The sequence below is a fragment of the Nonomuraea sp. NPDC003201 genome (genome assembly GCF_053590415.1).
Window position 1 is genome coordinate 1 of the sequence record NZ_JBSFTC010000117.1, and the last position, 21,742, is coordinate 21,742.

General features: G+C 69.8%; 20 protein-coding genes, 4 tRNA genes and 2 pseudogenes. 13 read left to right on the forward strand and 13 right to left on the reverse strand.

From position 1 onward, the window contains the following. Positions 1 to 203: 203 nt before the first annotated feature. From ACWDX9_RS32540 to ACWDX9_RS32560, 5 genes are all read right to left on the reverse strand, one after another. Positions 204 to 974 (reverse strand): SAM-dependent methyltransferase, encoded by a 771-nt coding sequence (locus ACWDX9_RS32540; RefSeq protein WP_449960641.1) that lies wholly within the window; start codon positions 972 to 974, stop codon positions 204 to 206. Positions 975 to 1,032: 58 nt separating this feature from the next. Continuing rightward, positions 1,033 to 2,853, reverse strand: a complete 1,821-nt coding sequence (glmS, locus tag ACWDX9_RS32545) for a glutamine--fructose-6-phosphate transaminase (isomerizing) (RefSeq protein WP_350722052.1) — start codon at positions 2,851 to 2,853, stop codon at positions 1,033 to 1,035. A gap of 13 nt (positions 2,854 to 2,866) precedes the next feature. Beyond that, positions 2,867 to 3,142, reverse strand: coding sequence for a hypothetical protein (locus ACWDX9_RS32550; protein WP_394491059.1), 276 nt, complete (start codon positions 3,140 to 3,142; stop codon positions 2,867 to 2,869). A gap of 80 nt (positions 3,143 to 3,222) precedes the next feature. Further along, on the reverse strand, positions 3,223 to 3,969 hold the full coding sequence (locus tag ACWDX9_RS32555; RefSeq protein WP_449960643.1) for an ABC transporter permease: 747 nt from the start codon (positions 3,967 to 3,969) through the stop codon (positions 3,223 to 3,225). Continuing rightward, positions 3,959 to 4,792 (reverse strand): ATP-binding cassette domain-containing protein, encoded by an 834-nt coding sequence (locus tag ACWDX9_RS32560; RefSeq protein ID WP_449960646.1) that lies wholly within the window; start codon positions 4,790 to 4,792, stop codon positions 3,959 to 3,961. The genes ACWDX9_RS32555 and ACWDX9_RS32560 overlap by 11 nt, the downstream gene beginning before the upstream one ends. Before the next feature lie 58 nt (positions 4,793 to 4,850). Here ACWDX9_RS32560 and ACWDX9_RS32565 point away from each other — a divergent pair, with 58 nt between their 5' ends. From ACWDX9_RS32565 to ACWDX9_RS32600, 8 genes are all read left to right on the forward strand, one after another. Further along, the gene (locus ACWDX9_RS32565) at positions 4,851 to 5,459 is read left to right on the forward strand and encodes a TetR/AcrR family transcriptional regulator (RefSeq protein WP_449960648.1); all 609 of its coding nucleotides are present in this window, start codon (positions 4,851 to 4,853) and stop codon (positions 5,457 to 5,459) included. A 64-nt stretch (positions 5,460 to 5,523) separates the two neighbouring features. Beyond that, positions 5,524 to 7,755 (forward strand): N-acetylmuramoyl-L-alanine amidase, encoded by a 2,232-nt coding sequence (locus tag ACWDX9_RS32570; protein ID WP_449960651.1) that lies wholly within the window; start codon positions 5,524 to 5,526, stop codon positions 7,753 to 7,755. 91 nt (positions 7,756 to 7,846) lie between these two features. Beyond that, positions 7,847 to 7,918, forward strand: a tRNA-Gly gene (locus ACWDX9_RS32575). 16 nt (positions 7,919 to 7,934) lie between these two features. Then, positions 7,935 to 8,005 (forward strand) — tRNA-Cys (locus ACWDX9_RS32580). A gap of 49 nt (positions 8,006 to 8,054) precedes the next feature. Continuing rightward, positions 8,055 to 8,126: transfer RNA gene (locus ACWDX9_RS32585), tRNA-Gly, on the forward strand. Positions 8,127 to 8,148: 22 nt separating this feature from the next. After that, a tRNA-Val gene (locus tag ACWDX9_RS32590) sits at positions 8,149 to 8,223 on the forward strand. A gap of 322 nt (positions 8,224 to 8,545) precedes the next feature. Beyond that, a complete protein-coding gene (locus tag ACWDX9_RS32595) occupies positions 8,546 to 9,031 on the forward strand; it encodes a DUF6879 family protein (RefSeq protein WP_449960654.1) in 486 nt (161 codons plus the stop codon). Further along, positions 8,965 to 9,543 (forward strand): Scr1 family TA system antitoxin-like transcriptional regulator, encoded by a 579-nt coding sequence (locus tag ACWDX9_RS32600; RefSeq protein WP_449960656.1) that lies wholly within the window; start codon positions 8,965 to 8,967, stop codon positions 9,541 to 9,543. Before ACWDX9_RS32595 ends, ACWDX9_RS32600 begins: the two co-directional genes overlap by 67 nt. 790 nt (positions 9,544 to 10,333) lie before the next feature. On the opposite strand, the pseudogene ACWDX9_RS32605 reads toward ACWDX9_RS32600, so the two are convergent. Beyond that, positions 10,334 to 10,486: pseudogene (locus ACWDX9_RS32605) on the reverse strand (IS5/IS1182 family transposase); the annotation flags it as partial. Between the two features lie 29 nt (positions 10,487 to 10,515). Here ACWDX9_RS32605 and ACWDX9_RS32610 point away from each other — a divergent pair. Both ACWDX9_RS32610 and ACWDX9_RS32615 read left to right on the forward strand, forming a co-directional pair. Continuing rightward, positions 10,516 to 10,798 (forward strand): annotated as a pseudogene (locus ACWDX9_RS32610) (response regulator transcription factor); the annotation flags it as partial. Between the two features lie 122 nt (positions 10,799 to 10,920). Further along, positions 10,921 to 11,307 carry a TraR/DksA family transcriptional regulator gene (locus ACWDX9_RS32615; RefSeq protein ID WP_067129708.1) on the forward strand — a complete coding sequence of 129 codons (387 nt, stop codon included), beginning with the start codon at positions 10,921 to 10,923 and terminating at the stop codon, positions 11,305 to 11,307. 776 nt (positions 11,308 to 12,083) lie between these two features. Here ACWDX9_RS32615 and ACWDX9_RS32620 read toward each other — a convergent pair. After that, positions 12,084 to 12,341 (reverse strand): hypothetical protein, encoded by a 258-nt coding sequence (locus tag ACWDX9_RS32620; RefSeq protein ID WP_449960659.1) that lies wholly within the window; start codon positions 12,339 to 12,341, stop codon positions 12,084 to 12,086. A 511-nt stretch (positions 12,342 to 12,852) separates the two neighbouring features. Beyond that, complete coding sequence (locus ACWDX9_RS32625) at positions 12,853 to 13,227, reverse strand: VOC family protein (RefSeq protein ID WP_449960662.1); 375 nt, start codon at positions 13,225 to 13,227, stop codon at positions 12,853 to 12,855. A gap of 133 nt (positions 13,228 to 13,360) precedes the next feature. On the opposite strand from ACWDX9_RS32625, the gene ACWDX9_RS32630 reads away from it, so the two are divergent. Further along, positions 13,361 to 14,173, forward strand: a complete 813-nt coding sequence (locus tag ACWDX9_RS32630; protein WP_449960700.1) for a membrane protein — start codon at positions 13,361 to 13,363, stop codon at positions 14,171 to 14,173. Between the two features lie 31 nt (positions 14,174 to 14,204). Here ACWDX9_RS32630 and ACWDX9_RS32635 read toward each other — a convergent pair whose 3' ends face one another. From ACWDX9_RS32635 to ACWDX9_RS32650, 4 genes are read right to left on the reverse strand one after another with little or no spacing between them, the layout of a single operon-like run. Beyond that, positions 14,205 to 14,516 carry a DUF6401 family natural product biosynthesis protein gene (locus ACWDX9_RS32635; RefSeq protein WP_449960665.1) on the reverse strand — a complete coding sequence of 104 codons (312 nt, stop codon included), beginning with the start codon at positions 14,514 to 14,516 and terminating at the stop codon, positions 14,205 to 14,207. A 27-nt stretch (positions 14,517 to 14,543) separates the two neighbouring features. Next, entirely contained in the window at positions 14,544 to 15,665 is a 1,122-nt protein-coding gene (pcaDC, locus tag ACWDX9_RS32640) for a bifunctional 3-oxoadipate enol-lactonase/4-carboxymuconolactone decarboxylase PcaDC (protein WP_449960668.1), read from the reverse strand. Beyond that, on the reverse strand, positions 15,662 to 16,948 hold the full coding sequence (locus ACWDX9_RS32645; RefSeq protein ID WP_449960671.1) for a lyase family protein: 1,287 nt from the start codon (positions 16,946 to 16,948) through the stop codon (positions 15,662 to 15,664). Before ACWDX9_RS32645 ends, pcaDC begins: the two co-directional genes overlap by 4 nt. Positions 16,949 to 16,977: 29 nt before the next feature. Next, the gene (locus tag ACWDX9_RS32650; protein WP_364239045.1) at positions 16,978 to 18,132 is read right to left on the reverse strand and encodes a 4-hydroxybenzoate 3-monooxygenase; all 1,155 of its coding nucleotides are present in this window, start codon (positions 18,130 to 18,132) and stop codon (positions 16,978 to 16,980) included. 79 nt (positions 18,133 to 18,211) lie between these two features. Between ACWDX9_RS32650 and ACWDX9_RS32655 the strand changes: the two genes are divergently transcribed. Further along, positions 18,212 to 18,979 (forward strand): IclR family transcriptional regulator, encoded by a 768-nt coding sequence (locus tag ACWDX9_RS32655; RefSeq protein WP_449960675.1) that lies wholly within the window; start codon positions 18,212 to 18,214, stop codon positions 18,977 to 18,979. On the opposite strand, the gene ACWDX9_RS32660 is transcribed toward ACWDX9_RS32655, so the two are convergent. Then, positions 18,948 to 20,708, reverse strand: a complete 1,761-nt coding sequence (locus tag ACWDX9_RS32660) for a thiamine pyrophosphate-dependent enzyme (RefSeq protein ID WP_449960677.1) — start codon at positions 20,706 to 20,708, stop codon at positions 18,948 to 18,950. The two genes, ACWDX9_RS32655 and ACWDX9_RS32660, sit on opposite strands and share 32 nt — an antisense overlap. Before the next feature lie 87 nt (positions 20,709 to 20,795). Between ACWDX9_RS32660 and ACWDX9_RS32665 the strand changes: the two genes are divergently transcribed. Next, positions 20,796 to 21,689 carry an SDR family oxidoreductase gene (locus ACWDX9_RS32665; protein WP_449960680.1) on the forward strand — a complete coding sequence of 298 codons (894 nt, stop codon included), beginning with the start codon at positions 20,796 to 20,798 and terminating at the stop codon, positions 21,687 to 21,689. Positions 21,690 to 21,742: the final 53 nt, after the last annotated feature.

Here is a 21,742-nt window from a genome sequence, read left to right on the forward strand (position 1 = left end):
GCGCCCGTCGTCCAGCACGCCCTTCAGCAGTCGCCGGCCGTGCGACGAGCCGAGCTCTTCAGCCGATCTCATCGGCGATGTGCTTGGCCAGGCCCAGCCCCCATGCGAAGAACCGCCGACGGCGCATGTGCCTCTCCCCCGAGCATCGCGAGTCATCGCTCACTCTAAGTTATCGACACAATACGCAGAGATACACATATCTCTCATAGGGGCTTTTTGCCGACCCCGGCCATCAGGGACGACGGCAGCGACCAGTCCCCCACCAGCTTGGGCCGGTCGGGACGCCAGTCGACGGCCTGGACCAGGCCCGGCGGCTCCAGCGGGAAGTCACCGAAGAAGGCGCGGATCTCGGCGGGCGTGCGGTCGGTGCCGCCGCTCGGATCGTCCGAGGAGGCGCCCCGGTAGCGCTGCCCGTCCTCCAGGCGGCCCATCGAGGTGGCGTGGGTGATCACGAGGTAGCTGCCCGGCGCCAGCCGCTCGCGCAGGGTCGCCAGAGCCTGCCGCGGCCGCGCCGAATCCGGCAGGAAGTGCAGGATCGACACGAGCAGCACCCCGACCGGCCGGCGCAGGTCCAGGAACCCGCCCGCCCCCGCCAGCACCGCGTCGGGATCCAGGAGGTCCGCCTCCACGAGCGCGGCCCTGCCCGAGTGTCCGAGCAGGGCCGAGGCGTGTGCGGCGACGACCGGATCGCGATCGACGTAGACGACCCGGGCCTCGGGCGCCACCTCGTGCGCGCTGCCCTGGGTCGGCAGCCCGCTGCCGAGGTCGAGGAACTGCCGTACCCCGGCGGCGGCCACGTAGCGCACGGCACGCTGCAGGAAGGCCCGGTTTGCGCGGGCCAGCGGGACCGCCTCCGGGATCAGCTCGGCGAGCTGCTCGATGGCCTGGCGGTCGACCGCGAAGTTGTCCTTCCCGCCGAGCATGTAATCGTACATGCGTGCGAGATTGGGCCTCTCAGCGTCGAACTGCCGCACGTATCGAATTTATGTCGTCCGCAGCAAGATAACGAGGTTTGAGGCCAAATTAGCCTGTTTATTCAACCGTGACGCTCTTGGCGAGATTGCGAGGCTTGTCCACATCCCGGCCGAGCGCCACCGCGGCATAGTACGCGAGCAGCTGAAGCGGGATCGTGAGCAGGATCGGGTCCAGCTCGATCTCGTTCTTGGGGATCACGATCACGTCGTCGGCCAGCTTGACGTCGGGCTCGCGGTGACCGACCATGAGCACCTGCCCGCCGCGGGCGCGGATCTCGCCCAGCGTGGTGAGGTTCTTGTCGAGCAGCTCGTCGTCGGGGACGATGGCGACCGTCGGCATGTCGGGGCCGATCAGCGCGAGCGGCCCGTGCTTGAGCTCGCTGGCCGGGTACGCCTCGGCGTGCACGTACGAGATCTCCTTGAGCTTCTGCGCGCCCTCCCTGGCCACCGGGTAGCCGCGCACGCGGCCCACGAACATCATGCTCGGGTGCTTGGCGTACTTCTGCGCCAGCTCGGCGATCTTGTCGCTCTGGGTGAGGATCTCCTCGATCTGCCCCGGCAGCCTGCGCAGGCCGTCGACGATGCGCCGCCCGTCGGCGGGCGACAGGTCGCGCACCCGGCCCAGGTGCAGCGCGAGCAGCGCGAACGCCAGCGACGTCGAGGTGAACGCCTTGGTCGAGGCCACCGAGACCTCGGGACCCGCATGCAGGTAGATGCCGCCGTCCACCTCGCGGGCGATGGCGCTGCCGACCGCGTTGACGATGCCGATGACGCGGCCGCCCTTGCGCTTGAGCTCCTGCACGGCGGCGAGCGTGTCGTACGTCTCGCCCGACTGGCTGATGGCGACGTAGAGCGTGTCGGGGTCGACGACCGGATTGCGGTAGCGGAACTCGCTGGCGGGCTCGGCGTCGGACGGGATACGGGCCAGCTCCTCGATGAGCTGTGCCCCGATCTGTCCCGAGTAGTACGCGGACCCGCAGCCGATGATCTTCACCCGGCGGAAGCCCCGCGTCTCGCGGGCGTCCATGTTGAGCCCGCCCAGGTGGGCCACGTGGAAGCGCTCGTCGAGCCGGCCGCTCATCGTACGGGTGATCGTCTCGGGCTGCTCGGAGATCTCCTTGAGCAGGTAGTGCTCGTAGCCGCCGGTGTCGTAGTGGCCGGCGTCCCAGTCGACGGTCAGCGGCTCCTTGGCGGTCTCGCGGGCGTCGCTGGCGAAGGTGTGGAAGCCGTCGGCCTTGAGCACGGCCAGCTCGCCGTCCTCCAGGTGCACGACCTGGCGCGTGTAGCGGACGAGCGCGGCCACGTCGGAGGCGGCGAACATCTCCTTCTCGCCGATGCCCAGCACGATCGGGCTGCCGTTGCGCGCCACGACCACCTCGCCGGGGCGTTCGCGGTCGATGACCGCGATGCCGTACGTGCCGACGATGCTCTTGAGCGTCTTCCTGACCGCCTCCTCCAGGGAGTCGTTCTCGTCGGCGGCGCGCGCGATCAGGTGCGCGAGCACCTCGGTGTCCGTCTCGGAGGCGAACACCACGCCGTCGGCCTCCAGCTTCGCGCGCAGCTCGCCGGCGTTCTCGATGATGCCGTTGTGCACGACCGCGATGCGCTCGTCGGAGGACAGGTGGGGATGGGCGTTCTCGTCACTCGGCACGCCGTGCGTGGCCCAGCGGGTGTGCCCGATGCCCAGGGTGCCCTTGAACCTGGCCGGCACGACCTTGGCCAGGTCCGCCACGCGGCCCTTCACCTTGCGTAGCTTGAGCCCCCGGTTGGACACCACGACCCCGGCCGAGTCGTACCCCCGGTACTCCAGACGCTGCAGGCCCTCCAGCAGGATGGGCGCCGCGTCCCGTGGGCCGACATAGGCCACGATTCCGCACATCGAGGTCTCCTCTTCATCCGTAGACGATCCTGCGCAGCTGCCGCAGGGACAGCTCCGGTGCCGCGACCCGCCGACCGCGTAATTCGGCGGCGATCCTGGGGAAGATCTCGTCGTTGGTGTGGCCGACCGTTTTCAGCTCGGCGTGCCGGCGGCGGACGTACTCCTCGACGGACTCGGAGAAGTACGACAGCACGTCGGCGATCACCTTCGCCGCCTCACCCGGGCCCAGCGGGCTCGTCTCGGTGAGGTGCACGATGAGGTCTTCGTAGGGATGTCGTGCCGGGGACACAGACGAGGACATTACGCATCTGGAACGAGACACTTCAACTTCCTGCCCGAAATCGGGCAGGAATTAACTCGAACGCCTGTCTAGAGCAGGCTGCCGCGGCCCCAGCCCCTGCCGAAGCGCCACCAGGCGAAGGCTCCGGCGGCGAGACCGAGCCCGACGAGGACGGCCGCGGGGCGGGCCGTGCCCGCGACGTCACCCCTGACAGCGGCCTGGAGCATGGTGGTCGCCCAGTACCCGGGCGAGATCGGCGCGATCGCCTGCGCCCAGGCGGGCATCATCGCGTACGGCACCAGCGCACCGCCCAGCGCGCTGACCGACAGCGCCGCGATGTTGCAGAGCGTGCTCAGCTCCCCCTGGCTGCGCACCACCCCGGCCAGCGCCGTGCCGACGCCGAGCAGCGCGAAGCACCACGCCGCCACGGCCAGGCCCAGGGCCGGCGGCCACGCCGTCCCGGCCGGCCGCAGCCCCACCGCGATCATCCCGTACGCGAGCAGCACGACCTGCTGGAGGACCAGCACGGCGAACACCGGCAGGGCCTTGCCGATCATGATCTCCGGGACGCGGGCCCTGGTGGTCCTGAGGCGGTCCCAGGTGTGCCAGGTGCGTTCGGCGAGGCCGGCCGTGGCCACGTCGGCCATCGACAGCACCGAGAACATGACCAGCAGGCCCGTCACGACCTGGGCGGGCTCGCGCAGCATCGACTTGAAGACGAGCATGAGGACCATGGGCATGACCAGGTAGCTGACCAGGTGGGCCGGGTCGCGCCTGCGCAGGAGCACGTTGTGCGCGGTCAGCACGGCGATGCGGTGCAACGTCTCACGCGGCATCCGCGGGCTCCTTTCGGAGATCCTTGTAGAGGTCGTCGAGCGACGGCTGGCGGATGTCGATGCCGCGCACCGGGCGGTCGAGGTCGCGCAGCAGGGCGGCCAGCGTGGCGGTGGGGTCGGTGGTCGCGACCGTGATCTCGTCGTCGTCCAGGGTGACGCGGACCTCGCCAGGCAGCCCCTTGAGCAGCTCGGCGCCCGTGCCCCTGGCGATCACCCGCCCGCTCCGCGCGACGGCGATCGTGGCCTTCAGCTCGGTGAGCTCGGGGAGGTAGTGCGTGCAGTAGACGACCGCCGCGCCGCCGTCCGCCCTGCGGCGCACCGCCGCCAGGAGGGCGGTGCGGGTCTCGGGGTCGGCGCCCGCCGTGGGCTCGTCGAGCAGGAGCACGTCCGGGCCGGGCAGGAGGGCGGTGGCCGCCTGCGCACGGCGCTGCTGGCCGCCGGAGAGCACGCTCACCCGCCGGTCGAGCACCCCGGTCAGCGCCAGCTCCTCCGCCACGGCTTCGACGGCCCCGGCCAGCGCGCGCCGCCGCAGCCCGGCCAGCCCGCCGAACAGCCGCAACGTCTCCCGTACGGTGACGCTGGGGTAGAGGGCGAGCTGCTGGGGCGCCATCCCCACCTCTCCCCGCACCGCGACGCGCCCGGCGTCCGGGCGTGCCAATCCCGCGGCGATCTCGAAGAACGTCGTCTTGCCCGCGCCGTTGTGGCCGACCAGCCCGACGATCTCGCCCGGCTCCACCCGCAGGTCGAAGCCGTCCAGCGCGGCGACGTCGCCGTACCGCTTGACCAGCCCGGCCGCCTCCACCAGCCCGCTCGTGCGCGCCATCAGCCCATGCCCCTTCCCAGTCTACGATGTAGACTGCTCTACACTGTAGACTGACGCGGTGCGGAAGCTCAAGACCTCCCGGCAGCCGGAAATCCTCGACGCGGCCCTCGCCATCGCCGACGAGCGCGGCCTGGAAGCCCTGTCCATGCGGGCCGTCGCCGAGCGGGTCGGGGTAACACCCATGGCCCTGTACGGATATTTCCGGAACAAGGATGAGCTGCTCGACGGCCTCGTCGGCCGCCTGCTCGACCGGCTCGCGCCCGGCGATCCCGGCCGGACCTGGCAGGAGCGCCTGGGCGCGATCGCCTGGGCCACCCGGCGGCTGGCCCGCGAGCACCCGTCGGTCTTCCCGCTCCTGCTGCTGCGCACCTCGGCGACGCCCGACGGGGTCCAGGTGGTCGACCAGCTCTACCAGGCGCTGCTCGACGCGGGCGTGCCGGAGGCGGACGTCCCCCGGATCGAGCGGCTGGTGAGCACGTTCGTGATGGGGTTCGCGCTCTCCGAGGTGAGCGGGCGCTTCTCCGACGCCTCCCGGGAGATCAGGCTCAGCCGCGGCGCCGACGCGCCCGCCCACCGCCGACTGGCCGGGCATCTGACGCCCGATGACTGGGATGCCGAGTTCGCAGCCGATCTGGCGGATCTCATGCGTATCATCCGACCCGTCTGACCCATCCCTTTCTGGGAAAGGTTACGGTGAGTAGTCGTATCGTGACCTTCCTGGGGGAGATGTCATGCGCCTCTGGCTCGCCGCCGCCCTGACCGCCGGCACGTTCACCGCGCCCGCGGACATGCCCGCATCCGGCTCTGCCCCAGCGCGACCGCCCGGCCTCGCCCTCGCGAGCTCCGGCCACCGGACCGCCCCTGCCCTCACGGGCCCACCCGGCCTCTTCGCCTGGGGCGCGCCCGGCCGCCGGACCGCCGCTCTCTCCCCCGCGAACCCTTCCGGGCGGCAGGCCGAGTTCGCCGCGGCCGCCCGGGAGTTCGGGGTGCCGGAGAGCGTGCTGCTCGGCGTCTCGTACCTGGAGTCCCGCTGGGACGCGAACGGCGGGTCGCCGAGCACGGCGGGCGGCTACGGGCCGATGCACCTGGTGGACGCGCTCCCCGCCGACACGCTCAGCCCTTTGAGCGCCGCCGCCCAGGACGCGCATGCCTTCTCGACCGGGGGTGGGCACGCGTGGCCGATCGGCGACGCGCTGGGCGACGCCAGGGGGGACGACGCCCGCCCGCTGCCCCGTACGTTCGCCGAAGCCCCTCCCACGTCGGCGCTGCCGCCCACCACGCTGCCCGAGGCCGGGCGCCTCATCGGCGCGGACCCCGCCCTGCTGCGCACCGACCCGGCCGCCAACATCAGAGGCGGCGCCGCCCTCCTCGCCTCGTACCAGGACCGCCCGAGCGGCAACCCGGCCGACTGGTACGCGGCCGTCGCCCGCTACTCGGGCGCGGAGGACGCGGCCGCGGCACGTGAGTTCGCCGACGAGGTGTTCTCGGTGATGCGGGAGGGCGCGCGGCGGCGTACCGACGACGGCCACCTGGTACGCCTCGTACCCGTGCCCAACCTCCCCCACCCCGTCGCCGCCACCGCCAAGGACCCCGCAACCGCCAAGGACTCCGCCGCCGCGCCGCCCGTGGTCAACGAGCGGACCGACAACGACCCACCGCCCCCGTACGACGACCAGTACGACACCTTCTTCGGGGAGGAAGCCGGGACGGACGATCAGACCGACCCGGACGAAAACTGGACAGAGCCCGGCAACGTGGAGAAGACCGGAAACGGCGGGCAGGTGGAGTGCCCCAGCTCACTCACCTGCGAATGGATCCCCGCCGCCCACGAGCGCTTCGGCAGGAAGAAGAACCGGGACTACGGCAACCACGACCGCCTGAGCCGGTCCCGTTCCGTCGACTACATCGTCATTCACGACACGGAGGGCTCCTACCAGGGCATCCCGTCCTTGATCCGCAACCCGAGGTACGTAAGCTGGCACTACACGATCCGCTCCCGAGACGGACATGTCGCCCAGCACGTGGCGACCAACGACATCGCCTGGCACGCGGGCAACTGGGATGTCAACACCCGTTCGATCGGGATCGAGCACGAGGGCTACCTGGCCAAGGGCACCTGGTACACGGAGGCGATGTACCGTTCGTCGGCCAAGCTGGTCAGGTACCTGGCCGGCAAGTACCGCATCCCGCTCAACCGGGCCCACATCCTCGGCCACGACAACGTCCCCGGCACCACCCCGAAGATGGTCGCGGGCATGCACGAGGACCCCGGACCGTACTGGGACTGGTCCCACTACTTCGACCTGCTGGGCAAGCCGCTCAAGGGGGTGCAGAGCGGTAACTCCATCATGATCCGCCCCTCGTACGACACCAACCGGCCCCGCTTCACCGGCTGCGTCGCCGTCAAGCCGGACAAGCCGTGCCCGGAGCACGGCGCCGCCACGGTCTGGCTGCACCAGGAGCCGCGCGAGTCGTCCCCCCTGGTCAACGACCAGGGCAAACATCCGGGCAAGCCCAGCACGTACAGCGTGTACGACCACAGCGCCCGCGCCTCCACCGGCCAGCGCTTCGCGGTGGCGGACCGGCAGGACGACTGGACGGCCATCTGGTACCTCGGCCAGAAGGCCTGGTTCTACAACCCGCCCTCCGACCCCACCGCCGTCCCCGCCAGGGGCCCGCTGGTGACTCCTCTCAGGCCGAGGACCAGGGTGTACGGCCGCGCGTTCCCCGAGCAGTCCGCCTACAAGCTGGCGTCGTACCAGCCGCTGGCCCCGCTCCAGTACAAGATCGGCCCCGGCCAGACGTACACGGTGGGTGACACGATCACCGGCTCCTACTACTCCGCGGGCGCCTTCAGCCCGGCAAAACACGTCACCACAACCGGACAAACCCGCTACTACCAGATCCAGCTCGGCCACCGGATGATGTTCGTCATGGCCAAGGACGTGCGCCTGATCCGCTGAATTTCGCACCGCGGGCCACACAGTGCGCACGGGCACTCCGGGAAGACGATATGGTTTTCCCGTAGCCCGGCGCACGTCGCCCGAGGTTAACGCGGAAGTGGCTCAGTGGTAGAGCATCACCTTGCCAAGGTGAGGGTCGCGGGTTCGAATCCCGTCTTCCGCTCGGAGCAAGACTCCAGGGTGGAGTGGCCGAGAGGCGAGGCAGCGGCCTGCAAAGCCGTCTACACGGGTTCAAATCCCGTCTCCACCTCGGCGACCGGCGGACCCCTCGGGATCCGCTAAAGTAAAGGCAGCACCACGCGGAAGTGGCTCAGTGGTAGAGCATCACCTTGCCAAGGTGAGGGTCGCGGGTTCGAATCCCGTCTTCCGCTCTGAGTTTCTCTAACTCAATATGGACGATTAGCTCAGCGGGAGAGCGCTTCCCTGACACGGAAGAGGTCACTGGTTCAATCCCAGTATCGTCCACCAGGCTCCATAGCAGATCAGGTCCGACCTGGTCAAACAGGAGTTAAAGCCCCAGCTCACGGCACACGCTGAGAGTCTGGGGCTTCTTGTTGTTCCGGGTTGATCATGGTGCTGTCAGCACCGGTGTTGACTTTGTGCTGACCCGTGGCGGCTCCAGTCTGGATCTCGCCCCTGACGACCTCGCGACCGCCGTTCAAGCTCGCCTGTGTGCAAGTTCGCACACATCCGGAGCAGTGGAGGCCATCATGGCGCCACGGTTCATCGGCATCGACGGCACGAGCGAGCACGGGGCTGCCCCTCAGTCTGGGTCGATGACAAAGACGAGTTGCTCGGGCGCTGCACGCGCTCAGCGCTACACCTCGAAATGCGCGACGAGTACGGCTACTCAAGCCCTGGCTACCGCGCCTGGCGGGAAGGGGCCTCCTTCGATCGCACGGAGTTCGACGGACCCTGGGTCAACCTGATCAGGCAGACGATCAGCCGAGGTGTCGTGGTGCGCCGTGCCCGTATCGTGTCGGAGCCCGTGAGCGACTACATCCGCTACGAACACTCCGCAACGCCATACGCCAACCTCGCAGGCGGCGAACTGGTCCGCTGGCTCCCCCGCCAGAGAGCATCGGACCTGGCACTGCCTGGCAACGACTTCTGGCTGTTCGATGATCGACTGGTGCGCTTCGGCCTCCACTCGGGAGACGGCGAAGCGACCGGCTACGAAGACTCCGATAACCCTGCCGTGGTGAAGCTGTGCGCCCTGGCCTTCGAGGCTGTTTGGGAACGCGGCGTCGACCACGGGGAGTACCGGCTCTTCTGATCTCCACACGTGTCCACATCACCCTCCTCCAGCGCCCACGAGGCCCGCCTCGCGATCGGCAAGCGCCTCCGAGAGATCCTGCGCGACTCCGGCAAGCCGTCCTGTCAGCCTTCGCCGACTTCCACGAAGCTCCACGCGACATCGAGGAGGCGATAGCGGCCCGCGCTGCTCGCAGCCGTCTCCTATACGAGGGAGATCATCGCTTTGCGATCATCCTGGAAGAGTCGGTACTTCATGATCGGATAGCGGACGACGGCGTCATGGCCGGACAACTCGGCCAACTCCTGGAGGGCATGTCTCTCCCCGCCATCTCGCTCGGGATCATTCCCTCTGATGCTCGCCGCAAGCTATGGACCATGGAGACCTTCTCCATCTACGACGACAAACGGGGGTTCGTGGAACTCCTCTCAGCAGGAGTGACGGTTACCCAACCCCGGGAGATCGCCCTGTATGTCAAAGGCTTCACGGAGCTGGCGGCCCACGCGGTGTACGGCAACAAAGCGCGAGCTTGATCACAGCGGCGCTGACATCCCTTGGCTGACTGCGCAAGTTCGTACAAGTTCATTGAGCCGCAAAATCGCCCACCCCTACCGTCGAGGCATGGCCCGCAAGCCGAGCTGAGTCCGGCAGGCAGACCTAGAGCCTCGCGATTTGCCGCAGCCTTCACTCCTACCGACTGGGCGCGGCCTAGGGATGCGGTGTAGGTGTGCACCGTCGCCCCAAATGGCCTGACTTGTCATCGGGAAACAAGGCGGGAAGCGAGGGTTCGAATCCCTCCATCCTGCTCAAAGATGCAGAAGGCCCCCCTCAGAAGAGGGGGCCAACTTAGGCGACTGCATCACCCCCATCCGGGGTGACACTCTCGCTGGTAGCTGCTCGCGGTCTATCAACCGCCGGTGTGTCCCCTGGCGCTTCTTCTAACGCGTCAGACTCTTCCTGTTGCGCCTCTTGGCTCCATCGGACTGAGATTTCCTTCCAAGAGATGCGAACCTCTCCCGCTTTGTGTCCGTACTTGTGGGCCACCACCATGAAGGTGGCAACTCCCAGGATCGCAAGCAGACACAGAGACAAGACGAGGATCACACCACCGGGACTTAAGACCGAGAGCCATGCTCCCGGATTGGTCCCCATTGGTCGCTATCTCAGCCCACCAGCAGAGTTGAGCTAAGCATGCGCCCTCCCCCCAACTCATCGGTATGCAGCATTCCGTCCCACACGCACGCCAGACAGCCACGTGCAACCGCAGCGTTTACGAGGCCGTCAAAGGGCAGCGCAGTTAGAGCCTGTGCGGAGTTCGGATCTCTAGGCCGGTCGAAGACCGCGGATCCAGAAGATGGCCCCGCGTAGGTGCAGGCCGGCCAGATAGCTGTCGGGCGTCTTGTCGAACCGGAAGGCCAGCCCACGCCACTCCTTGATCCGATTGATGCACCGTTCCACTGTGTTGCGCTGCTTGTAAGCTCATCGCCGAGTTCACCTCGCGTGGCGCCCCACGCCCCGCCGCACCGCCGTCGGAACACCTGGGCGTGCTCACCGTCCGCGAGGAGGAGACACTGCGGATGATCGCTCGCGGCCTGTCCAACGCGGAGATCGCGCAGGCCATGGTGGTCAGCGAGCACACCGTGAAGACCCACGTCAGCAACGTGCTGACCAAGCTCGGGCTGCGTGACCGGGCCCAGGTGGTGATCACCGCCTACGAGAGCGGCCTGATCGTTCCCGGGCAGTGATGACGCCGGTGACGCCCCCTTCCTCGACCTCCTGAAGGACTGAACACGCGCAGCCTGGGCAGGAGTCGCAACAGCGGTCTACCAGCACGTATGGAACAACGACACCCGCGGCCGGCCGGCGAACGGATCCGGCAAGACGAGCCGAAGAGGAGGTGGGGCGTCTTGATGGCTGAGCGATCTCAGGACGCCGCGCTCTCCCCGTCCGAGCTCGCGACCATGCGAGATCTGATCGGCGCCGACCGCGAACGGACCGTGGCGCGAGTCGCTTCGCTGACGCGCGACTGGGACGCCATCGTCCAGTCGGCCGCGCTGGTGGCCACCGATGACGAGCACGACCCCGAGGGATCGTCCACCGCCTTCGAGCGCGCCCATGTCCAAGCCCTGCTCGACCAGGGAAAGAGCCATCTCGCCGATCTGGACACCGCTCTGAAGCGGCTCGACGACGGCGCATACGGGGTGTGCGAGGTGTGCGGGCGCCCCATCGCCGTCGAACGACTGAAGGCCCGTCCGGCGGCGAAGACCTGCATCGCCTGCGCGTCTGCCCGACGCTGATCCCCTGTACGCGGCGCGTCCCGCCCCTGAGGACGGCACGGAAGCGCTCACCTTGTGAGGGTAGGGGACTCTCTCCCCGGAGACGGGTGCTCGCGTGACTGCCCGGCGGGCCCCGGCTGGACAGAATCGAGGTCATCCCGATCCACCTATGAAGGTGGCCTCCCCACGCACGGCAAGCGTCTCCTCGCCCTTGCCGCGCACAGCCAGGTGCTCTCTGACGCCAGGAGCGAGTGTCAGTACGGACGTTTACCATCCGGGCTGACTGGTGATCAAGTGTGACCACCGTTTCCGTCTGAAGGGGTGCCCCCGCATGACCACGATCTTTGCCGTGTCCTTCGACTCCGTCGAGGGCTCGACCCTCCGTGGGAGGGTGCACATCGTCAACCCCGACGTCCCATATGTGCCGGAGGAGACCGTCTTTCCCCTGTCTCTCCTGGTGGACGCCTGGTGGCACCTGGACAACGGATATTGGCACGACGAACGCGACGATGAGCGCGGAGGCCGATGCCCCTTCACTAAGGAGCAGGGCAAGGACATCACCGCAGGCATGCGGCTGAAAGATGGGTTCCCGAAACTCTTCGAACTCATTCTCGGCAAGGAAATAAGGGTTACCGAAGATGGGTACCTGCTCGCGGACGACGGCAAGACCGTCCTCGAACCTAGGCGCAAAGCGGAAGACGTGTACAAGCTGAGCGGGGCAGCCGCCCCGGCTATTCCGTGTTTACTTCCGGCAACGCCGAGGAGTTCTCACAACGCGCCGCCGACATCGTGGCCTCCTACTGCCCGGACGAGATGTCGAGAACCGTCACGTCGGCTCCGAGCAGAGCGAAGGCCGCCGACTGCTGCCCGCCTCCTCCCGCCAGGCAGAGCACCTTCCGGCCCGCCAGGTCGCCGTCGATACCCAGCCTCTCCAGGCCCAGATAGACCTGGGCCTTCTCCGCGTCCAGGTCGAGCATGGGACGGGTGAACAACGCGTCCGCCTCCACAAGAGCTTCCCAGCGATCCACGTTGTAGTGGTAGACCTCGTCCTGCACGGCTGGCAGCCTAGCTGTCGTCCAACGGCCGGGACGAACCATATTCGGCCGGGCCTTGCTTACGGACCCGCCCGGAAGGCCGAACCGGGCACCAAAAATGATCTCCTTTCGGACGCGATGAGCGCCGGATGGAATTTCTCCTCGGAGACCGAGATGGGCACGTCCAGGCGTGTCCTTGGGCCACACCTTCGCAAAGAGACCAGAGACGATCCCAACCGAGGCTCCCGCCACGAGCGCCAGCGTGACCGCTTCGCCGATCCCAGCCGGCATCGCCTCGCCTCGCCTCGCATCGCATCGCCGAGACATTCCGGCTTCCTGTCGGGCAATCAGGGGGCGAAAGCGTTCTGGAAGGCGCCCGAGCGGAGCGAGGACGAACAGGGGGCGGGCTTCAGCCCGCCTGGAAGAGCGCGCGAGCGAAGCGAGCACCTTTGGTTCGGGGCGGGCGTCAGTCGCGTCACCACCCAGAGGGGCAACGGGTGAGTGAGCCCGCCGCACCTACTCTGACCGGGGGTCAGGGCCAGGTCCTCGCCTCCGCCTCGAAGCGGTCGCTCTCCGCGGGCAGCACGCAGAGCAGGTGCCCGCCGGGCGCCCGCAGGATGCGGCACTCCTGCCACCGCGACACCTCCGTCGCGCCGAGCGCCAGCAGCCGCCGGGTCTCGGCCTCGACGTCGTCGGTCTCGATGTCGAGATGGAGCCTCGGCGCGTCGTCCACCGCCTGGACCGCCACGTCCAGGCCGGGAACGGCACCGTGCAACGAGGTGAACTGCTCGTACCCGGGAAGCGGGCGCGGGCTGGCCCCGAGCGCCGCGGCCCAGAACGCCGACGCCTGCTCGGCCTCGGAGGCGGGGGTGTCGATCAGAAGGGCATAGACCCGGCTGCGATGCATGTCGATCATCCTAGCTTGGGAGAATCTGTCCGAAATGTCGCCTTATGCGAAGTTTCGACTGCTCTGTGTGCATACACGGTTTATGTACGGGTAGCGCCGTTGCAGTGGCTCCTCACAGGAGGAAACCGTGGACATCAACATAGGCCAGGGCATCACGGATGCCTGGCGGCTGATAGCGACGTTCGTTCCGAAGCTTGTCGCGTTCCTTGTCATCCTCATCATCGGATGGATCGTGGCCAAGGCGCTGCAGAAGATCGTCGACAAGGTACTCGAGCGCGTCGGCTTCGACCGGGCGGTGGAGCGCAGCGGCGTGCGGCGCTGGCTGGAACAGAGCAAGTACACCGCCCGGAGCCTGCTCGCCAAGATCGTCTACTATGCGATCCTGCTGGTCACCCTCCAGCTGGCCTTCAGCGTGTTCGGGCCGAACCCGATCTCGTCGATGCTGAACAGCGTGGTGGGCTGGCTGCCCTCGGCCCTGGTCGCCATCGTGATCATCGTGGTGGCGGGCGCGATCGCCATGGGAGTCAGGGACATCATCGCCGGCGCGCTCGGCGGGCTCACCTACGGTCGCTGGGTGGCGACCGCCGCAGCGGTCTTCATCTGGGCGCTGGGCATCATCGCCGCGCTCAACCAGATCGGGGTGGCCACCACGGTCACGACTCCGGTGCTGGTCACGGTCCTCGCCACCATCGGCGCGATCGTGGCGATCGGCGTCGGCGGCGGGCTCGTCCGCCCGATGCAGCAGCGCTGGGAGCGCTGGCTGAGCCGGATCGAGCGGGAGGCCCCGCAGGCCAGGGCGCACGCGGAGGCGTACCAGCGGGGGCGAGAGGACGCCCGCACGATGGCAGGGGAGCCTGTACGCACCACCCCGGCGACCCCGGGAGCTCCGGGCGCTCCGACCACTCCACCGAGCACCCCGCCGCGCTCCGAGATGCCTCCGGACTGAGCCGTCCGCCCGCCTGACCCGGGCCGACAGGTCAGGCGGGGAGGCCGTCTTCCAGGAAACCCGCTTCGCGGGCCAGCCAGCAGACCGCCGTCAGCCGGAGCGCCGCCGCGTCCGGCTCGCCGGTGAAGATCCAGGCGCGCTCCCGCAGCTCGTCGAGGAAGCCCAGCAGGTAGTCGCCCAGGGTCTCCCGGTCCAGCGGGATGGCGTCGCGCAGCACCGCCGCGTGCTGGTCGACCGCGGCGACCAGGCCGGGGTCGCCGTCCATCCGGGCGAGCTGGGCGTCGCCCAGCGTGTTCATCAGCCAGCGCAGGGGCGAAACCGCCCAACCCTCCTCAAAGACCACCAAACAACCTTAAAGCATCTCCCAAGGTCAGCGGCCCTCCGCGTCGATGTCGGCGAGCGTGCGGCGGGCCACCGCGAAGGCGGCATTGGCGGCCGGAACCCCGCAGTAGACGGCCGTCTGGAGCAGCACCTCCTTGATCTCCTCGCGCGTGAGCCCGTTCCGCAAAGCCGCGCGGACGTGCATGGCGAGCTCCTCCATCTGCCCCCTGGCCACGAGCGCGGTGAGCGTGACGCAGCTACGGGTGCGCCGGTCCAGGCCGGGCCGGTTCCAGATCTCGTCCCAGGCGTAGCGGGTGATCAGCTCCTGGAAGTCGCGGGTGAAGTCGGTGGTGGCGGCGACCGCCCGATCGACGTGCGCGTCCCCGAGCACCTCCCGCCTGGTGCGCATGCCCGCCGCGAAGGCGTCCTCGGCGGGCCCGTCGCCCCGCAGGTGACCCAGGAGGGCGGCGGTCACCGCGTCGGGGCGCTCCACGTTGGCCAGGTGCGAGGCCCTGGGCACCACCGTCAGGGACGCGCCCGGGATGTCGCCGGCCAGCGTGAGCGCGTGGTCGAGCGGCGTGGCCGGATCCTCGGAGCCGGCGATCACCAGCGTGGGCGCGGCGATCTCCCCCAGGCGGCCGGTCAGGTCGAAGGCGGCGATGGCCTCGCAGCAGGCCGCGTACGACTCGGCGTCCACCTCCACGAACCGGTCGAACACCTCTTGGCCGTCGAAGCCGGGGGTGAACCAGCGGGTCTTCAGCGTCGGCACGAGCGCCGCCAGACCCTTGCCGCGCACCAGCGCCGCCCGCTCCAGCCACGGCCCCGGCTCGCCGAACCTGGCCGACGTGCAGCACAGCACCAGGCTGCGCACCCGGTTGCCGGCTTTGACGGCGACGGTGGAGGCGATCGCGCCGCCGAGCGAGACGCCGCCGACCGCGAACCGCTCGTCCCCGACGAGCTCCAGCACGGCCCGCGCCAGGTCGTCGACGGTGAACCCGGCCGCGGCCGGGGCCGAGCCGCCGTGGCCCGGCAGGTCGTACCTGAGGACCCGCCAGGACTCGGTGAGCGCGGGGAGCTGGGGCTGCCAGATCTCCATCGTGGTGCCGAGCGAGGGCCCGAGCACCAGCAGCGGCGCGCCGGCCGGGCCGTCGATGCGGTGGTGGAGTTTCACGGTTGCTCCCGGTAGGTGGCGAGGATGCGATCAACGAGCTCGGGTGCCGCCCCCAGGTAAGCCGCAGGATCGAGCAGTTCGGCGTGGTCCTGCAGCGGACCCTCGGCGGACAGGGCCTCGTCGAGCGCCTTGCGGTCGAGGTGGGCGGCCAGGCGCTCGGCGAGCAGCCGGCCGCCGGTCAGCTCGGCGTTGGCCCGCATCCGGTCGGGGAAGACCCGCAGCCCGGCCACCAGCTCGGCGGCGGTCTCGGCCGCGCCGCCCGTCAGGCGCAGCGCCTCGCGCAGGGGCAGCCACTCCGCCTGCCAGGCCCCCGCGGCCCGCTCGTGCTCGCCGACCTGCCCGAGGATCTGCGCGTACGCGGGCACCTGGAACGCGGCCGACCGGACCAGGACGGACAGGGCGGGATTGCGTTTCTGCGGCATGGCCGACGAGGAGCCGGCCGACGACTCGGCCACCTCCCCCACCTCGGTCTGGGCCATGAGGACGATGTCGGTGGCCGGTTTGCCGAGCGCGCGGGCCGTGGCGGTGAGCGCCGCGCCGAGCTCGGTGACGGGAGAGCGCTCCGCGTGCCACGGCATCGGGGGCGCCGCCAGCCCGATCTCCTCGGCGAACACCTCGGCCAGCAGCAGCGCCGTGCCCGCTGCCGGGGAAGACGCGCCGGATGCCGGGGAAGACGCGCCCGCGTGCTCGGCGAACGCGGCCAGGGTGCCGGCCGCGCCGCCCAGCTGGGCCGGCAGCCGCAGCTCGCGGAGGCGGGCCCGGGCGCGCATGAGACCGGCCAGCCACCCCGCCGCCTTCAGCCCGAACGTGGTCGGCACCGCCTGCTGCCCCAGCGTCCGCGCGGCCATCACCGTGTCCCGGTGCCGCTCGGCCAGCTCGCTGAGATCCCGCATGATCGCGCTCAGATCGCCCACGATGCCGCGGACCGCCCGCGTGGCCACCAGCATGGCGGCGCTGTCCAGGATGTCCTGGCTGGTCGCCCCCCTGTGCACGGACGACGCCGCGCCCGGCACGGCCCGCCGCAGGTCGGCCACCAGGGGCACGACCGGGTTGGCCGACTGGCGGGCCCGCCGGGCCAGGTCGGCCGGGTCGAGCACCAGCGTGGCGGCCGTCCTGTCGATGGCCGCGGCCGCCTCCGAAGGGATGAGGTCCAGCCGTGCCTGGGCGCGGGCGAGCGCCCCCTCGGCCTCCAGCATGGCCCGCAGCCAGGCCGCGTCCGAGGTGATCGCCTCCGCCCGCGTCCCCGCCCAGACCGGGGCGAGCAAGCCGCCGTCAGAACCCACGCGGTCCACCTCCTCAGTCAGGCCATCATTCACGGCAGGCCCACGTAGTTCTCGGCCAGGGTGGTCGCCGCCGCCTCCGACGAGGTCACGTAGTCCAGGTACGACAGCTGCAGCCGCCGCGCGTACGGGTCCTCGTCCTCGAACGTGTGCAGCAGCGTCGTCATCCACCACGAGAAGTGCTGCGCCCGCCACACCCGCTTCAGGCACGCGTCGGAGTAGCCGTCGAGCAGCCCGGTCGAGCCGTCCGCGAAGTACGCGGCCAGCGCCTCGGTCAGCACGCGGACGTCGGCCACGGCCAGGTTGAGCCCCTTGGCGCCGGTCGGCGGCACGATGTGGGCGGCGTCGCCGGCGAGGTAGAGCCGCCCGTACTGCATGGGCTCGGCCACGAACGCCCGCATCGGCGTGACACCCTTCTCCATGATCTCGCCGGTCGTCAGCGTGAAGCCGGGCACGCTCTCCAGCCGGGCCTTCAGCTCGTCCCAGATCCGCTCGTCCGGCCAGTCCTCGACCCGCGCGTCCGCCGGGACCTGCAGGTAGAAGCGGCTGACGGTGGGCGAGCGCATGCTGTGCAGGGCGAAGCCGCGCTCGGTCCTGGTGTAGATCAGCTCTTCCGACGAGGGCGCCACCCTGGCCAGGATGCCCAGCCAGGCGAAGGGATAGTCCCGCTCGTAAACGCTCAGAACGCCCTCGGGGATGGCCGGCCTGGACACGCCGTGGAAGCCGTCGCACCCGGCGATCACGTCGCAGTCGAGTCGCTCGCCGCCGAAAGTCAGATAGGGATCGGACTCCAGCGAGTGCGCCTCCACGTCCGTGACCTCGAACCTGATGTCGCCGCCCGCCGCCAGCCTGGCCGCGATCAGGTCCTTGACCACCTCCTGCTGCCCGTACACGGTGATGGACCTGCCCGGCACGAGCTTCTCGAACGCGATGCGGTGGCCCGCGCCCCCGTACCTGAGCTCGATGCCGTGGTGCGGCAGCCCCTCGCGCAGCAGGCGCTCGCCGACGCCCGCCTCGACCAGCGTGTCCACCGTGCCCTGCTCCAGCACCCCGGCCCGCACCCGCCGCTCGACGTAGTCGCGGCTGCGCTTCTCCAGCACCACGGAGGAGATGCCGCGCAGGTGGAGCAAGTGGGAAAGGAGCAGCCCGGCGGGGCCCGCCCCGATGATCCCGACCTGAGTTCGCATGAGGGAAGCATCCTGCCTCGACCCCAGTTCAGCCGAGATGTCCCTTCCGCTCAGTGGAAGAACCCTGCAGGATTGGCGCATGGCAGGCGGGGCCCGGGAGGGCGGGCGCTCGGTGACGTCCAAGGTGCTGGCCATCCTGGGCGCGTTCGACTCCGCCCATCCGCAGCTCACGCTGACCGACGTGGCCCGGCGCAGCGGGCTGCCGCTGAGCACGGCGCACCGGCTGGTCGCCGAGCTGGAGGAGTGGCAGGCGCTGAGCCGCGCGCCCGACGGGCGGCTGCGGGTCGGGCTGCGGCTGTGGGAGCTGGGCCAGCTCGCGCCCGGCCGGCTCCACGACCTGGCCCATCCGTGGCTGCAGGAGCTGTTCGCGACCACGCGCGAGAACGTGCACCTGGCCGTGCGCGACGGGCTCGAGGTGCTGTACGTGGACAAGGTGTACGGCCGGCGGGCGGTGCCGATCGTGTCGCGGACGGGCGGCCGGCTGCCGATGCACCCGACGGGCGTGGGCAAGGCGCTGCTGGCGTACGAGCCGGACTGGTTCGTGAAGTCCTACCTCGCGCGCAAGCTCGAACGGCCCACCCCGCACACGATCACCGAGCCGGGCCGGCTGGCCAGGGAGCTGGCCGTCGTGCGGGCCCAGGGGTACGCGCTGACGTACGAGGAGATGACCCTGGGCACCTGCTCGGCGGCGGCGCCGATCCTGGTGGACGGGCGGCCCGTGGCGGCCCTGGGCATCGTGCTGTCCTCGCGGCGCGCCCGCGAGCTGCCCCAGCTGATCGACCCCCTGCTGAGCACCACGGCGGCGATCGCGACGGCTATTCCCCCAGCCGCTGGATCCGGTCCTTGAACAGGGTCGTGGCGATGGCCGCCTTGTGCGGCTGCCCCTTGAGGAACGCCTGCGCGAAGCTCTTCGCCTGCTCGTAGGTGACCTTGGCCGGCATGGGCGGCTCGTTCGGGTTCACGTCCACGTCCACCAGCGCCGGGCCGTCGTGCGCGAGCGCCTGCCCGATCGCCATGGCGACGTCCTCCGACTTGGTGACCTTGGCCCCGAACCCGCCGCACGACCTCGCCCAGGCCGAGAAGTCGGCCTCCGGCTCGGGGAAGCGCACCCCGTGCTCCGGGTAGCCGAGCACCATCTGCTCCCACAGGATCTGCCCGAGCGAGTTGTTGTTGTTGATGATCACCTTGACCGGCAGCCGCTGCTGGACCGCCGTCAGGAACTCTCCCATCAGCATCGTGAACCCGCCGTCTCCGACGTACGCGATGACCTGCCGTCCGGGGTAGGCGTGCTGCATGGCGATGGCGTACGGCAGCCCCGGGGCCATCGTCGCCAGCGTCCCGGACAGGTAGAACTGGCGCTCGCCGCGGATCGTCCAGTGCCGGGCGGCCCAGGTGGCGATGGTGCCGCTGTCGCAGGTCATGATGGCGTCCTCGGTGGCGAGCTCGTCAACGATGGACACGACGTACTGGGGCGCGATGGGAGCCCGGTCCGGGTTCTCCAGAGCGTCCATGTCGGCCCGCCATTTGACCATCATTTCCTGATATTTCCGCAGGTGGGCGGTGCGGTCCCGGGCGGTGAGCAGCGGCAGCAGCGCCCGCAGCCCCTCCTTCGCGTCGCACACCACGGGCACGTCGGTCGCGATCCGCGCCCCCGCCCTGGTCGGGTCCGCCTCGAACTGCACCACCCGCGCCTGCTCCGGCAGGAACTTGGAGTAGGGGAAGTTCGTGCCGACCATGAAGAGCACGTCGGCCTCGTCCATCAGCTCCTCGCTCGGCCGGGTGCCGAGCAGCCCGATCCCGCCCGTCGTGTACAGCGAGTCGTCCGGGATGACCGCCTTGCCGGGCAGCGTCTTGGCCACGGGCGCGCCGAGCGCCTCGGCCACGGCCAGCACCTCCTGCCGGGCGTGCAGCGCCCCCTGCCCGACGAGCATGGCGGGGCGCCGGGCGTTGTTGAGCACCTCGGCCGCCCACTCGATGTCCTCCTGGCGCGGCAGGCCGGACGGGCGGAGGTAGACGGGCGCGGTCTCCGGCAGCCGCGCCGGGGTCACGGCCCGGTACGGGGCCATCCCCGCCTCGGCCACCTGCAGGTCGTTGGGCAGCGTGAGATGGGCGACCCCGCGCCGCGCGTAGGCGGTCCTGATCGCCAGGTCCACCAGCGAGGGCAGCTGCGCCGGGTTGGTGATCATCATGTTGTACTCGGCCACGTCCTCGTACAGCCGGTCGAGGTGCACCTCCTGCTGGTAGCCGGTGCCCAGCACGGCCGTCTCCTGCATGCCCGTGATCGCCAGCACGGGCACGTGGTCCAGCTTGGCGTCGTAGAGGCCGTTGAGCAGGTGGATGCCGCCGGGCCCCGAGGTGGCCAGGCACACGCCGATCCGGCCGGTGGCCTTGGCGTAGCCGGTGGCCATGAAGGCGGCCGCCTCCTCGTGGTGGACGAGGACGAAGCGCACCCGGTCACGGTGGCGCCGCAGCCCTTCCATGATGCCGTTGATGCCGTCGCCCGGCATGCCGAAAACGGTGTCGACACCCCACTCGGCGAGCCGCTCTACCAGGGATTCCGCTGCGATTCGAGCCATGGGAGCCGCACTACCCCGCTCCACGGGTCGCAGACGCCTTTACCCGATTCCTTGTCATTTCTAGGCATTCGCGGGTAGAGGGGCGTCATGCGCATTCTGGTCACGGGAGCAACGGGCACGCTGGGCGGCGCCCTGGTGCCCGCGCTGCTCAGGTCGGGCCACCGGGTGCGGGCGCTGAGCCGTACCAAGCGCGAGACCCACGGGAACGTCGAGTGGATGTGGGGCGACCTCGTCTCCGGCAACGGCCTCGCGGAGGCCGTGCGCGACGTGGACGTCATCGCGCACCTCGCCACCGGCGGCCGCAAGGGCCGCGGCGCCGTGGACGTGGCCGGGACGCGCAAGCTGGTCGCCGCCGCCCGCCAGGCGGGATACCCGCACCTGCTGTACGTCTCGTGCGTCGGGGCCGACAGCGTGGCCAGCGGCCACCTCCGGCACAAGCTGGAGGCCGAACGGCTGGTCTCGGAGAGCGAGCTGGGCTGGACCGTCCTCCGCTCCACCCACTTCCAGCAGACGCTCGACCGGCGGCTGAGCGACTTCGAGTCGCTCCCCGTGCTCGCCGTGGACCGCTCGATACCCTGGCAGCCGGTCCACACGGGCGAGGTGGCGGCCCGCCTCAACGAGCTGATCGCCGCGGGCCCCGCGATGGACGAGATCGAGTACGGCGGCCCCCAGGTGATCAACACGGACGAACTGGTCAGGACCTGGCTGGAGGCCAAGGGCCTGCACCGCCCCTGCCTGCCCGTGCGCTTCCCCGGCAGCCTGTACGCGGCCCAGCGCGCCGGCGAGCTGCTGACCGACGCCGAGCCCAAGGGCCGGATCACCTGGCACGACCACCTCTTCCCGCCGCCGGTCGAGGCTTCCGACGACTTCGCCTCGGAGCACACCGCCTCGCCCACCAGCCCCGCCAACCAGCCGGAGCATGACCCCGACCTGCACGTCTACGGAGGCGACGAGGGCTACGAGCGCCCCACGCGCGGCTGACTCCTTTACGTAGTCGTTACGTAACGCCCCCTTGATGGGCATTCGGCTACCTA